This window comes from Fulvimarina fulva (genome assembly GCF_039652615.1).
Lineage (GTDB): Bacteria > Pseudomonadota > Alphaproteobacteria > Rhizobiales > Rhizobiaceae > Fulvimarina.
The window spans coordinates 581,047-595,073 of record NZ_JBDJAC010000001.1; the positions used below are offsets into that span (position 1 = coordinate 581,047).

Here is a 14,027-nt window from a genome sequence, read left to right on the forward strand (position 1 = left end):
AGCAATTCTCCCTAGAAGTCGAAATTGATCATTGTTTTCATCACGAAGATGCCGATCAGCATCCAGATGGCGCAGCCGAAGAGGATGATGTTGCCGACGGTCGTCGTGCCGAGCACCGAGATGAATTCCGGGTTGCTGAAATAGACGAGCAGACCGACAAGTACCGGCATGGCACCGATGATCGCGCCGGATGTCTTTGCCTCTTGGCTCATCGACTGGACCTTCGCAGACATCTTCTTGCGTTCGCGCAGCACCTTGGACAGATTGCCGAGCGCCTCGGCCAGACTGCCGCCCGTTCGCGCCTGTACGCCGATGACGATGGCGAAGAAGTTGGTCTCGGAAAGCGGTACACGTTGGACCAGCCGTTTCAGGGCCTCCTCGATCGGCACACCGATCGTCTGGTCCTCGACGACGGTCTTGAATTCACTGCGCACCGGCTCCTCTATTTCCGTCGCGATGATGCGAAGGCAGTCTGGCAGGGGCAGGCCGGATTTGATGCCCCGCACCACAACGTCGACGGCGGTCGGAAAGAGATCCGCGAACTTCCGCAGCCGGCGGGTTCGTTTGAAGCTGACGAAGAGGTGGGGCAGGAGAAGGCCTGCCGCAAAGCTGAAGCCGAGGCTCGCATACCAGGCGAAAGAGAAGATCAGACACAGGGCGAAGGCAGTGATCGCGACACCGAGACTGACGGCGAAATAGGTCGACTTGGACCAGGCGATATCGGCTTGCCGCATCCGCTGCACGAGGCTTGGCCGATCGGTTGTCTTCGCCAAAGCCGCCTTGTGCTTCTCCTCCGCCTCCTTGAGCGTTGCCTCGACGGACCGCTTGCGGCGCGAGCCATCGCTGCCATGGGATGTCGATACTTTCGCGTTTGTGGCTGCGCCGGCGATTGAGGCGAAGCGCTCGTCGTAGCTCTTGCTAGACGAGAGGCGTCCGGCGAGCAGCGTGAAGGCGATGCCGGTCACGCTCGCCGTCGTCAGCGTGAAGATGAGAACTCTCTGGAGCGCGGGATCGAGTTCGGCGATCATGCCGCGATCTCACGGCGTTCGGCCGCGTCGAGGGCCGCGGCAAGGCGCTTTTCCTCGCCGAAATAGCGGGCGCGCTCCCAGAATGCGGGGCGACCGATGCCGGTGGAACGATGGTGGCCGAGAACCTTGCCGTCGGGGCTTTCGCCGGTCATCTCGTAAACGAAGAGGTCCTGCGTGATGATGACCTCGCCCTCCATGCCGAGCACTTCGGTGATGTGGGTGATGCGCCGCGAGCCGTCGCGCAGGCGACTTGCCTGAATGATGACGTCGACCGAACCGACGATGATCTCGCGAACGGTCGCGGCCGGCAGGGTGAAGCCGCCCATCGCGATCATGGATTCCATGCGTTTCAGGCATTCGCGGGGCGAGTTGGAGTGGATCGTCCCCATGGAGCCGTCGTGGCCGGTGTTCATCGCCTGGAGGAGATCGAAGACCTCTGGACCGCGCACCTCGCCGACGATAATCCGCTCGGGGCGCATGCGCAGGCAGTTCTTGACCAGCGCCCGCATGGTGATTTCACCTTCGCCCTCGATATTGGGCGGGCGGGTTTCGAGGCTGACGACGTGCTCCTGCTGGAGCTGGAGTTCGGCCGAATCCTCACAGGTGATGATGCGTTCGTCGTGATCGATATATTTGGTCAGACAGTTGAGAAGCGTCGTCTTGCCGGAGCCCGTACCGCCGGAAATCACGACGTTGCAGCGCACCCGGCCGATGATTTCGAGAATGGTCGCGCCTTCCGGGGAGATCGCTCCGAACTTGACCAGCTGGTCGAGGGTCAGCTTGTCCTTCTTGAACTTTCGGATCGTCAGGCTCGGCCCGTGGATCGACAGCGGCGAGGCGATGACGTTGACGCGGCTTCCGTCGGCAAGGCGTGCGTCGCAGATCGGGCTCGACTCGTCGATCCGTCGTCCGACCTTTGAGACGATACGCTGGCAGACATTCAGGAGCTGTTCGTTGGAATGAAAGCGGATATCCGTCTTCTGGACCTTGCCGCCCACCTCGATGAAGATCGGCTCGCACCCATTGACCATGATATCGGCGATGTCATCTCGCGCGAGAAGCTGTTCCAGTGGGCCGTAGCCGAGAACGTCGTCGCAGATTTCTGCGACCAGCGCGTCCTGGTCGGCGACGGAGATCTGCAGCTTCTTGGCTGTGATGATCTCGTTGACGACGGCGATGATTTCCTGGCGCGCTTCTTCCGGTTCGATCGTCGAAATCAGCGAAACGTCGATCGCATCGACCAGGGCGTCGAATATCTGCGATTTGAGTTCGCGGCGCCGCTCGACCGAGCCGCTCTTGGCGGTTTGAAGCGCCTGGAGACTGGCCGCCGGTTGGCTGGCGGACATCTTCTCGATCGCTGTCGCCGACTGGTGATCGGCAGGCTTTTCGGCGAGGGAGAAATCCTGCTCCAGCTTCTTGCCGAACATTGCCTTCTTCTCCTCGCTACCCCACGGCGATTGTGCGGTTCGACCCGATGGGCTGGCGCGCCACCTCTGGGTCGGTAACCCGAGTGCCCGTCGCCGGCTTGACTTATGCCGATGGTAGGAGAGCGCTGTTTCGGTTGGATAAAGACGATATTTTCAATTTGAATTGTTCTTGCCGAGAGTGCCGAATGATAGCCAAGCGACTGTTGTGTCATAGGAGCAGGGTGAACGACCGGTTTCGCTTCCTGGCCTATTCCGTGGGCACGCGCCGCGAGACGCTGAGGGTAATCGGGGTGTCGGAAACCGCCGTCGCGACGAATTCGAAGGAATAGCTGAGTGTCATCGTGCGAAAGGTGACGCCATCGGTCACTTCCGTACCGTAGGCGATCTGCAAGCTGTCCGGATTACCCCCGACGAAGGCGGCCCGGATCGTCTGCGTCAGATCGGCCTCCGAGATGGCATTGTTCGTCAGGATCGCACGGCTGGCCCTGCCGGCCGCGTAGCTCAGATTGTTGTTCGCCTGAAGCGCGCGGGCAAATTCGAAGCAGCCGAGAAACGTCAGCATCAGCGGAAAGCTGATCAACGCAAATTCGACGGCTGTCGCCCCGCTTCCATCCGATCCAAAGCGCCTCCAGATCATCGGACCTGCACCTGAATGACCGAGTTCACGTCGATGTTCTTCAAGATGATCGCGTCGAAGGGTTTGACTGCCACCGCGCGGTAAAACGCAGCGGTCGGGTTCGAGCCCTCGCAGGTGGTGCCGGCGGCGACGTCGACATTCGGCGCCTCCAGGCAGGCGAAATACCGCGTCACCGAAAGGGATATCTGATCGACCGTCGCAGCCTGCGGAGAAGGGACGACGCCATAGTCGGTTCCGGCGGTTGCCCCGATCCGGTCATAAACCGCCTGAGGGCCGGGATCGGTCATCGCGATCTGGGCGCCTGAGCGCAGGATCTGATCGACAGCGAGCTTTTCGGTAATCATGAGCCCGGTATCGATCATTGCCAGGAGAGCGAAGACGAGAAATGGCAGAACAAGCGAGAATTCGACCGCCGCGACGCCATCCATCCGAGAGCGCAAATCGGCAAATGCCGTTCGCAACACCAGCGGGTCGGGCCAAAGGATCTTGGCCGGTCGCGGAAGGGGGGCGTGGCGCGAGCGCGACATTCATCCGGCTCGCTTGAAAATCCGGGCGAGCGGCGAGGCACCGGCTTTCTTTACCGGGCTTGTATCGCCGCTCACCAGCCGGTCGGCGAACGCGCCGATCGCCCTTGCGCATTGCACATTGTGAGTGGTCTCAGAAAGCATCTGCCCGTTATTGGCGGCGCGCCCGAAGAGAATGCCGTTATAGGCGATCTCCATCTCAAGGTTCGCGCCCGTTGCCTTTGCGAAGTCCGCTGGCTTGATTTCGGGCCGCTTCGGCAGACCAATCTGGTTGAGAACGAGCCGCGTCGGCCGGTCGTTTGGCCGGGACGTCTTGAGGTAGTCGGCGAGCTTCTTGAAATTGCGCATGTTGGCGAGATCTGGAACCGCGGTCACGACGATCTCGTCACTTTCCAGAAGAAGCTCCCGCATCCATGGCGCCCAGGTATGAGGCAGATCGAGAATTGTGACCTGAGACGCTTTTCGGGCTGTCTGGATCAGCTTTTCCAAGTTTTCGCCATTGAGTTCGAGATCCGCATCCATCGCTAGCGGCGGGGCAAGGATCGAAAGACGCTCGCCCTTCCTCGCAACCATTCGCTCGAGGCGCGCCTCGTCGAGCTTGGATATCTCGAGCAATGCATCGGCGATCCCGGCGGGCGGGGACAGGTTGAAGTCAAGGCCGGACGTTCCGAAAGGCAGGTCGAGATCGATCAGAAGCACGTCTTTCTTATGATCCGTCGCGAGCGACCAAGCCACATTGTGCGCCAGAGTGGACGACCCGGCGCCTCCGCGTGCGCCGAGAAAGGCGAACACCTTGCCGAGCGTCCGGCTGGCCTGGCTTCGATAAAGGCGGCCGATCGCCGAAAGAAGGCTCAGACTGTCGATGGGACAAGCGAGATATTCTCCGACGCCAAAATCGATGAGATCGCGATACAAGGCGATGTCGTTGCGCTGCCCGACAACAATGACTTTGGTGCTCTGCAGACATTCTTCGGCGAGCGCGGTGAGCCCTTCGAACAGGTTCGTTTCGTCGGCCGGCGCCTCGACGATGATCAGGTCTGGCGTCCGAGTGGACTTGTAATGCTCAATCGCGACCGGCAGTGCGCCAGGAAAAACCTCCAGCTTCGCGCGCCGCATGCGCCGGTCGGCCTTGAGGGTTTCCGCAGCCTCGCGGACCGACGGATGTTCGGCGAAGACGGCAATGTCGATGCGGGGCGTCAGGATCGGCTCGATCGCCGGGCGGTTCCCGACATCAGCTTTTATGACCTCGCCGGACGCACCGTTCGCACCGATGCCTTCGCCTTCAACCATCATCCGGTCACTGTCGAGCATCGGTCAGTTGATCCTCTGTCCGGAAACGCGGGTATGGCGCTTCACTTCAACGGTTTCCGGCTTCCCGTTTCGGGTGACGGTGACGACGAGCTGTTTCCGCTTTCGGGTCCCGACCGCGGCGCTGGCCGGGTCTTCCGGCGTCAGAAGCGGCGTTGCTTCCGCGACATCCGCGATCGAGCGCAGCGCCAGTGTCAGGGAGCCGGTCGCCTGGGCGGCCGTGATCGTCCGTACCTGGGCGATATCGAGTTCGAGCGTAGCGGTCTGGCCGATGACGCTTTTCTGCGCCGCATCGTCATTGCCGTCCATCTGGCTCTGATCGACCGCCAGAACACGCACATTGTTCAAGATGACACGGCTTTCCGTCGAAGCGCCTACGTCGCCTACGGATCGGGTGATCGTATGGATGACGTCGACCCGGTCGTTTGGCAAGACGAAGCCGCCGGCGCTGCTTTCGGCCGAAACCTTCACGGCGACGGCCCGTTTGCCGGCCGGAAGAAGCGCGGACATATAGCCGCTGCTCTTCGGGGCGAGCTTTGCTTCGATGATGGGATCGGTTTCGCGAAGCGGTCTGCGCACCAGCGATCCTTCGAGATCGCTCATGGCGTTCGGGCTTGCCGTTCGCGTGATGAAGTCGTCTTTGACGCTGGCTTCTGGCCAGGGCTGCCAGCGCAGCTTCTCGGCGGACAGCCGGCCACCTTCCACGATATCGGCGGCCGCGACGAGGACATCCGTCATCGCGATGGGTGTTTCGACGACGGGTTTGGTCATCTCGGGCGTTCGACCGCCATCGACGGTGAGCCAGGCGGCGGCACCTCCCGAGGAGACGGCCGCAGCCAGAATGAGATAACGAAGCATGGCCTCCACCTTCCAAAGAAGCGCCCGCCATCAAGGAGCGGGGTCCTGAAGCGGCAAAGCCTACCGGACCGTCATTGCAAGCCGGTTAATGAGAAAAACGGCTTTTCACTCCGAAGCTTGGCATCGGAAACGCATGGGGGCGTCAGGTCTTTGAAAGAGGGGGCGCGGCGACCGGATAGACCGGAGCCGCCGATCCCCCGCGATGCTTGCGCATCGTTTCCGCCGCGCGCTTGCCGTCGGTCCAGATGCCGGTCGCCGCACCATATTGCGGATAGGGATCGGCACGATGGACGGCGAGATTATGCTGCATCGCGTAGCCCGCGCCCGCATAAATACCGTCGCTCGTGTTGAAATAATCCGTCGTGCAGCCCGCGACGGTGAAGACGGGAAGGACGAGTAGAAGCCTAGCGATAGCTCTCGGCATTGACTGCGCCCTCCTGAAAATCGATGAAGTGGCCGAAGGGCCCGGCGACACCATCGCCCCGCTGGATGGAGCCGATGATCGTCCTGTCCACCTCCAGAAGACCGAGGCCGAAAAGCTCGAGATCGTTCGAAGGCCTCGTCATGTCGAGCGGCGAAGCCAGCCGCTGGCCGGCAGGAGCCGGGCGCACGATGCGCGGCGTCACGACGATAACGAGATCGGTCTCCTGCTTCTGGAAACTGACGGAGCGAAAGAGCGAGCCGAGGATCGGCACGTTTCCGATCCACGGAAGCTGCTCCACCGTGCGCGAATTGACGGTCTGCAGGAGGCCGGCAAGCGCAAAGCTCTGGCCGTCTCTCAGTTCGATCACCGTCTGGGCCTTGCGGGAGGTGAAGCCCGGATTGCCGTTGACTATAATGGACGGGTCGATCTCGCTGACTTCGGTCGTCACCCGGAGGTTGACCAGCCCATGGTCGAGTACCGTCGGCAGGAATTCCAGCCTGACACCATAGGGGCGGTAGTCTGTCTCCGTGGCTGCCGTCCCGCCGATGCCCGTCACGGCCGCTTGGATCGGAACTTCGCCGCCGGCATGAAAACTCGCATTCTCGCCGCTGACGGTGGTGAGGTTCGGCTGGGCAAGCCGGCGGACGAGCCCTTTCTTCTCAAGGGCATTGATGACGACGTCGACGCGCACGCCTGCGCTTTCCAGCACCTGCGCGATCATGGAGCCGAAAGGCGTTCCTTGAGAATTGCGACTGGAATTGCTCTGCAGAAAGGCTTGCGGGTTACCCAGGTCGTTGGCGTTCAGCGTGAGACGCGATCCCGCCACTCCGATACTCGTACCGCCGGTTCCGCGAAAGTTGATGCCGAGGTCACGGCCCGCCGTGCGCCGTGCTTCCAGAACCCTGACTTCGAGGGAGACCTGCTGCGCGTCGCTGACCGAGATGGCGTTGATCACCGGCTCCGAGGAATATTGCTGGGCGACTTCGACGACACGCACCACATCCGGCGCGCTCTTCACGGTGCCGCTCAGATGAATGCGGTCGTTGAAATTCGTGACACGGACATTGCCGCCGGGAACCGCCGCCCTCACAGCGTTCGCCACATCCCCGAGATCGAGCTGAACGCGCGTATCGACGACGCCGAGAAGTCGGTCTCCACCGTCGTAGATCGAGATGTTCGTGGTGCCCTGACCGATCGCCTGGACGTAGAATGTGCGATCCGACAACGGCACGACATCCGCGATCGCGACATCGCCGACGACGAGATTGGCGAAAGGCTGGCTCGTTGCGATCGTCAGTGTGGAGCCGGGCCGCACCACGATATTCGACACGGTGCCGTTGCCGATGCTGATGGATCGCTGCTGGGCCTGAGCGGAAAACGTCCCGGCCATCGTCGCGATTGCGGCAAGGGCGAAGAACAATCCGATCGCCGACGCAAAAACCGGCGAACCTGTCTTTACTCGTTTCGCCATCGCCAAGATGGGACGCCCGGTCATTCAGCCAACCTTCATTACTCTGCGCGGGTGTTTTGTCGGTTCACCTGGCGCGGATATTTCATTCCATCTAAGAAGTGATCATTACGTATTTGGGTTAACCGATGCTCAACGCCTCGGCTCTCCAGCGTCACTGGATTCGCCGGTAAGCTACGGAACCATCGGGCATTTCATGCCTCTCGAACTTCGAGGACGCCTGTCGTGAGGCGCCGGGCGACCGGGTCGGAGCAGGAACGCGAACAGGTTCTCCTTCACCCGACGAAAGGACCGCCGCGATGGTCTTCGGTCCGCTTTTGCGTGTCTCCGGCGAGAAGGATACTGCCGTCTGAAGATCGGCGAGCGACATCATCATGTCCGACAGCTGGTCCTCGACCCGCACGTCGCTCTGGCGCATGGCGCTCGAACTTTCCGCGACGCTGTCCCGCAGGCCGCCGAGACCCGTCAAGAGCTCGAAATGGGCGGCATCGGAGTGATCCATGCGAAGTTGGATCAGGCCGTCGGTCCGGGAGGCCGAATGAGTTATATCCGAGCGCAGGCGCTGCTCCGCGCCCTCGATAACGCCCAATTTGTCGTTCATTGCGGCGATTGTCTGCAAGGGCTGGTAGCTTGCCGTGAGGATCGCGCCGATCGAGACGGTCGCGGTGAGGCATGCGACATTGAGGCACAAGACGATCTTCGACCATTTCGAAGGTGGATCGCCTTCCCTGGCTTCGTTTTCGGAGACGCTGCCCGGATTGTCCCAGACGATCCGGGGCGCTTTCGGCGGGTAAGCCATACTGGTATCGATTGGCGGGACGATTTTGACGTCAGCTCTTGCATCGGCCAGCGAGAAGAGCTTCGCCAACGGCCGGTTTGGTTCGGTTTCGCCCGCGAGAACCGTCGACATCAGCGCTTGTCCTTTGACTTTGAGCCGGAGCGCAGAAGCTGCAGGTTGTTGGCGATGCGCTGGCTGCCGGGGGCTAGCTCTTTGGCCTGCGCCAGATAGGCGTAGGCGCGCTTCACATTGCCGCGCAGAAGATGGGAATAGCCGAGATTGTTGTAGACGGTCGGATCGCCGGGTTTCAGCTTCGCGAGCTTTGCATAGGCGTCGTCGGCGGCAGAGAAGCGCTGAAGCCTGTCGGCCGAGGCCGCATAGCCGAGCCAGGCATCGCTATCGCTTGGATCGGCCTCTAGGACTTCCTTGAAGATGTCGAAGGCCGCGTTGTAGTTTTCGGCCCGGAACTGCGTCTTCGCCTCGACGATCTGGGCCTTGGAGGAAACGGATATGCCGGCCGGATATCCGAAGAGACCCGACGAACCATTCTCATCGAGCCCGGCTGACTTGCATCCGGCAATTGCGAGGAATGCGGACAGACAGATGGCAGTGACTGGTTTGATCATCGGGATGCAACTCTCACAAACGGCACTGTGAGGCCCCGGCGACGGATCGCTGTCGCAGGGCCCCTCTCCAATAAATTACCCCGCCAGCGTTAATGAGCGATTTCCGCTGTCAACCTTACGGCTGTGCCTCGGGGCCATGGATGGACTTGCTTCGGGAAAGTGGAAAGCTCTTCTGAGAGAAAGAGGAGCATTTCATGGGCAGATCCCATCGCCGGTTCGGCAAGGAGTTTGAGGCGGAGGCCGTTCGTCTGGTCGAGACGAGCGGCCAGACGCAGAAAGAGAGCGCCGAAGATCTAGGCATAGGGTTGTCGACGCTGCGCCGCTGGCTCGACAAACGTCGGGACAAGGAATTGGAAGCTCCGCTACCCGATCGGCAGGAGGACCTTGCGGCGGAGCTGAAGAGGCAGCGGCGTGAGAACGAGATCCTGCGCCAGGAGCGCGAGATCCTGAATCGGGCCGCGACTTTTTTCGCCAATGAGGGAGTGAGGCCGGAGCGCCACCGGTCCGAGCGAACGGCCGAACGATGAGGTTTGAACTCATCGATGCGGCGAAGAAGGATTTCCCCGTCCAGCGTCTTTGCAAGGCCCTCGACGTCAGCCCAAGCGGTTACTACGCCCGGAGGGCCCGTCCGGCCTCACGCCGACAGCGCGATGGCCTCGTGATGCTGGTGCACGTCCGATCGGCGTTCGCTACGTCGAACGAGACGGACGGAAGCCCGCGTATGGTCCACGAGCGTCGCGCTGACGGTCATGCTGTCGGCCGCCGCAGTGTCGCCCGGCTCATGCGCCGGAACGAAATGAAGGCGCGACAGAGGAGGCGTTTCAAACGAACGACGGACAGCCATCATGCGTTTCCTATCTCCCCGAACCTGCTTGATCAGGACTTCACCGCGACGGGGCCGAACCAGAAGTGGGGTATCGACACCTCCCACATCTGGACCCGTGAGGTATGGCTGTATCTCGCCGTCGTGATTGATCTGTTCGCCCGACGCGTCGTTGGGTGGGCAACAAGTAATCGGCTGAAGAAAGACCTGGCTCTTTTGGCGCTTCGTCGCGGCATTAGGTAGCAAAAACCACCGAAGCGAGTCCAAACCGTTGGTAACTATGCTGTTTTATTGATCGAAATATAGCATTGGGAACCACTGCGTCGGGCCTATTCCGTTGAAAAACTCGGCGGTTGAACGGAAGGCTCATCAAGTCGCCGACAGAGCGCCACCGGTCCGAGCGACCGAGGCGACGCATGTTCAGGCATTCGGCGCGGAACTTGCCGTTGAAGGTGAGGAGGGAAAAGCAATCGATCCAGTGAATCGATTGCCCCGACGCAAGATGAACGCGTTATCCGTCGGCTTTCCCGATCGTGAGACGTCGAGGATGACGTCCTTCTGATAGGCCCAAAGGTCAAGATCGCGGGAGACGAACTCCGAGCCCCGATCGACCCGGATCGCTCTGGGATAGCCGACCTTGGAACAGATCCGTTCCAGTGCCTGTACGACGTCTTCGCCTCGATAGCTGAACCGGGGATCGATCACCGGGGAGAAGCGCGAGAAGGTATCGACGACCGTCAGGATCCGGAGTTTGCGGCCCGTCGCCAACTGGTCGTGGACAAAATCCATGGCCCAGGTCTGGTTCACATGGGTTGCCACCGTGCGGTCGTCTCGAAGCCGGGCCTTCACGCGCCGCTTCGGGACCTTGTTGCGCAGTTGAAGGTCCATCTCCTTGTAAAGCTTGTAGATTCGCTTCGGGTTCACAGCCCATCCCTCGCGCCGCAGCAGAACGTGGACACGGCGGTAGCCCCCGGATCAAGTCCGGGGCAGGCTCCTCTCACGCGTGTCTCGGTGATTTCCTTGATCCACTTCTTCAAAGCAGCCTGATCGTCGCGCCTGGCTTTATAGGCGTAGAGGGAACGAGCGACCTTCAGGGCAAAGCAGGCGCGTCTGGCCGATACCTTCCAGCTCTCCCGGACCTCGTTCACCAACTGGCGACGGCGAGAGGCTTTTAGAGTTTCGGCAACGCGCTCGGACCGGTGGCGCTGCGTTGCCTCAATTTGAAAACACGTCCTGCAACATCGCCTTGTCTAGCGAGAGGTCCGCAACCAGCCGCTTCAGCTTCGTGTTTTCCTCCTTGAGCTGACGCAGCTTCTTCACCTCCGACGGCGTCATTCCGCCGTAGCGCTTGCGCCAATTGTAGACGGCCGCGTCCGAGATCCCGGCCTTCCGGCAGACCTCGGCGACGGCCGTCCCCTCATCGGCCTGCTTCAAGACAAAGGCGATCTGCGCCTCGGTGAACTTCGACTTCTTCATGGAATTCTCCTCGTCCCGATCACGGGATCATAATTGGAAAATTCCAGCTCAAAACGGTCCGATTTCGGGAAGCACGTCAGCGCTGAAGTGCCAACACAAAGTGAATGAAATTGTGCTGTACCGACCCTTCCGGACACGGGTTGATTTGAAGTCCTCTGCGGCAACCGAGGCAGTATCAAGTTTTGTGTTACAGTCAGCTTCCGCATTGCTGTTCGCCGCTTTCCTGCATGAATCGCGACGAGACGCGCTTCATACGGGCATCGGGCGACGGGTGACCATGGATACGAGCAAATCCATGAAGACGCCCTCCCATTCCGAGGATTTTTTGTGACGATGGGGACATAGATTTTACTCTTTGGCGACGAAGCACTACTGACAGCGCCGGAATTAGATGAAATCCTGCCCCGATCGACGCTCGATGTCCTGAGAACGAGCGGATTGAACCGCAGTGCGATCGCGAACGTGAAGCTTCAAAGGTTGCCAGGCGCGGCAATCGGCAAATGTCTACCGGGATACGAAAAGAAGGAGATGACTCGACGTGACCGAAGCCTTGACGCACAATGACATTGCTCCGGTCATCTTGTGTGGCGGTGCAGGGACACGACTCTGGCCGGCCTCGCGGCGCACGCGTCCCAAACAATTCCTGCCCCTGTTCGGCGATATCTCGCCTTTTCAGAGCACGCTCATTCGCGTTCATGCAAAGGGATTTGGAACGCCCATTATCGTTGCAAGCAACGATCATCGCTTTTTGGCAGCCGAACAGGCTCAGGAGATCGGTGTCGACGTAACCATCCTTCTTGAGCCCGAGGGGCGAGACTCCGGACCCGGCCTTGCTGCTGCCGCAGCTTTTGCGGCGGCTCGGCATGGTGCCGAGACGCTGATCCTCGCGCTTGCCGCTGATCATCGCATCGAGAATGCGGACGGTTTTCGTGACAGCGTTCGGGGTGCGTGCGATGCCGCTCGCGACGGATATATCGTGACCTTCGGCATCAAGCCGGAGAGTCCTGCCACCGGCTTTGGCTACATCGAACCCGGCGAGGCAATTACCGGGTCCACCGGCGAAGTTCGGAGCGCCAAGCGTTTCATCGAAAAGCCTGACCGCGCGACCGCTGAAGATTACGTCTCAAAAGGCTATCTTTGGAATTCCGGAAACTTCCTTTGCCGCACCAACGTGCTTATGGAAGAATATGAGAAGCGCGACGCGGCAACCATGGCTGCCGTCGATGCCGCGGTTAGGGCGGCGGTCACCGATCTCGACTTTGTCCGGCTCGATCCGGAGAGCTTCAAGAAAGCTGCCAAACGGTCGATCGACTACGCGGTGATGGAGCAGGCCGAGCGGGTGGCGGTTGCGACCGCGAATTTCGATTGGTCGGACATCGGCGGCTGGGACAAGTTGGACCCGATTCTCGATCATGACGAAGCGGGAAATGCTGTTCACGGCACGGTGGTCACCGAAGACGCGGAGAACAACGTCGTCTGGTCTAATGGCACTTTTGTCGCGCTCTCCGGGGTTTCCAACCTCGTCGTGGCTGTGACCGAGGACGCGGTTCTTGTCGCGGACCGCAGCAAGGGCGATCTGATGAAGAGCCTCGTTGCGAAAGTGAAAACCGCACGGCCCGGCCTCACGGAAGAGCACGTCCAGAGCTTCCGCCCCTGGGGCAATTACCGCTCGCTTGACAAGGGTGGCCGGCATCAGGTGAAGCGAATCGTGGTGAAGCCCGGCGCCCAGCTCTCGCTGCAGCACCATCACCACCGCTCCGAGCACTGGATCGTGGTGCGTGGCACAGCGCTTGTCACCATCGACAAGACCGTGACACGAATGACCGAGAACGAGGGCACCTATATCCCGCTTGGTTCGGTTCACCGGCTGGAGAATCCAGGCAAGATCGACCTCGAGCTTATCGAGGTGCAGACCGGGTCCTATCTCGGCGAGGACGACATCGTTCGCCACAAAGACATCTACGCTCGCGCAGGTACCTGATACGGGCCTGGTCCGCGCCTCGTCTAGAATTCCAGGCGATCGCCGAACCGTCCATGTCTTTGGGAGCTTGGGCGCAGTAGCCTCTGAGCATTTGCTCAAATCTGACCGAGCTGCCGCTGCATCTTGAATGCGACTTCAAGAACTATAACGTGTCCGACGGGATCAGTCGGACACCTTGTTTATGTTCAAGACCGCCCGGCCGAGCCCTGGTGTCGTGGCAGCTTATAGCGATGACGGGTGTTGCACGCGCCAGCGTCGTGTCACCAAACGTCAGCGATGATCCAGGCCAGAATTGCGACTCCCTCCGCACAAAATGCGACGATCACCCACACGATGATAAGCTCCGGCCGATAGACGTCCCGAACGTTCCTGACGGTGCTGGACGAGATCAGATTTTTCATGGTGAGATACCATTCCTTGGTGTCAGATCGCGCCTCGTCTGGAACGACATCCGCTCGCTCGCTTTTCGACGACGGAACTCAAATGCACGAAAGCGCCGCATGGGCTTTCGTTACTGCCGAATGTGAATCGATCTTGAGGGTCTCCTCACATTCGGCGAACCGCGCTGACGCATAGGACCGAGAAGTGGCAGCCGGTTTTCGTAACATCCGATGCAAAATTCAAAAGGAGGAGCATCAGAGCCATTTCTGACGTAGGGGTCGATGCTCT

At 60.5% G+C, this 14,027-nt stretch carries 11 protein-coding genes and 2 pseudogenes; 2 read left to right on the forward strand and 11 right to left on the reverse strand.

All coding sequences use genetic code 11. From position 1 onward, the window contains the following. Positions 1-11 precede the first annotated feature (11 nt). From ABDX79_RS02700 to ABDX79_RS02745, 10 genes are all read right to left on the reverse strand, one after another. Positions 12-1,028 (reverse strand): type II secretion system F family protein, encoded by a 1,017-nt coding sequence (locus ABDX79_RS02700; protein ID WP_346218704.1) that lies wholly within the window; start codon positions 1,026-1,028, stop codon positions 12-14. After that, positions 1,025-2,455 (reverse strand): CpaF family protein, encoded by a 1,431-nt coding sequence (locus ABDX79_RS02705; protein ID WP_463671096.1) that lies wholly within the window; start codon positions 2,453-2,455, stop codon positions 1,025-1,027. The genes ABDX79_RS02700 and ABDX79_RS02705 overlap by 4 nt, the downstream gene beginning before the upstream one ends. 247 nt (positions 2,456-2,702) lie before the next feature. Further along, positions 2,703-3,092 (reverse strand): TadE/TadG family type IV pilus assembly protein, encoded by a 390-nt coding sequence (locus ABDX79_RS02710; RefSeq protein ID WP_346218705.1) that lies wholly within the window; start codon positions 3,090-3,092, stop codon positions 2,703-2,705. Continuing rightward, a complete protein-coding gene (locus ABDX79_RS02715) occupies positions 3,089-3,619 on the reverse strand; it encodes a TadE/TadG family type IV pilus assembly protein (protein ID WP_346218706.1) in 531 nt (176 codons plus the stop codon). Before ABDX79_RS02715 ends, ABDX79_RS02710 begins: the two co-directional genes overlap by 4 nt. Further along, a complete protein-coding gene (locus tag ABDX79_RS02720; protein ID WP_346218707.1) occupies positions 3,620-4,927 on the reverse strand; it encodes an AAA family ATPase in 1,308 nt (435 codons plus the stop codon). It abuts the gene before it with no gap. Positions 4,928-4,930: 3 nt separating this feature from the next. Beyond that, positions 4,931-5,782 carry a Flp pilus assembly protein CpaB gene (gene cpaB, locus ABDX79_RS02725; RefSeq protein ID WP_346218708.1) on the reverse strand — a complete coding sequence of 284 codons (852 nt, stop codon included), beginning with the start codon at positions 5,780-5,782 and terminating at the stop codon, positions 4,931-4,933. A gap of 142 nt (positions 5,783-5,924) precedes the next feature. Next, the gene (locus tag ABDX79_RS02730; RefSeq protein ID WP_346218709.1) at positions 5,925-6,206 is read right to left on the reverse strand and encodes a hypothetical protein; all 282 of its coding nucleotides are present in this window, start codon (positions 6,204-6,206) and stop codon (positions 5,925-5,927) included. Continuing rightward, entirely contained in the window at positions 6,187-7,701 is a 1,515-nt protein-coding gene (locus ABDX79_RS02735) for a type II and III secretion system protein family protein (RefSeq protein WP_346218710.1), read from the reverse strand. Before ABDX79_RS02735 ends, ABDX79_RS02730 begins: the two co-directional genes overlap by 20 nt. 127 nt (positions 7,702-7,828) lie before the next feature. Continuing rightward, the gene (locus ABDX79_RS02740; RefSeq protein ID WP_346218711.1) at positions 7,829-8,584 is read right to left on the reverse strand and encodes a hypothetical protein; all 756 of its coding nucleotides are present in this window, start codon (positions 8,582-8,584) and stop codon (positions 7,829-7,831) included. Beyond that, a complete protein-coding gene (locus tag ABDX79_RS02745) occupies positions 8,584-9,078 on the reverse strand; it encodes a tetratricopeptide repeat protein (RefSeq protein WP_346218712.1) in 495 nt (164 codons plus the stop codon). Before ABDX79_RS02745 ends, ABDX79_RS02740 begins: the two co-directional genes overlap by 1 nt. 194 nt (positions 9,079-9,272) lie before the next feature. On the opposite strand from ABDX79_RS02745, the pseudogene ABDX79_RS02750 reads away from it, so the two are divergent. After that, positions 9,273-10,138: pseudogene (locus tag ABDX79_RS02750) on the forward strand (IS3 family transposase); the annotation flags it as partial. Here the strand turns inward: ABDX79_RS02750 and ABDX79_RS02755 are convergent. After that, positions 10,137-11,377, reverse strand: a pseudogene (locus tag ABDX79_RS02755) (IS3 family transposase). The pseudogenes ABDX79_RS02750 and ABDX79_RS02755 sit on opposite strands and share 2 nt — an antisense overlap. Before the next feature lie 538 nt (positions 11,378-11,915). Here ABDX79_RS02755 and ABDX79_RS02760 point away from each other — a divergent pair. After that, positions 11,916-13,358, forward strand: coding sequence for a mannose-1-phosphate guanylyltransferase/mannose-6-phosphate isomerase (locus tag ABDX79_RS02760; RefSeq protein ID WP_346218713.1), 1,443 nt, complete (start codon positions 11,916-11,918; stop codon positions 13,356-13,358). Positions 13,359-14,027 lie beyond the last annotated feature (669 nt).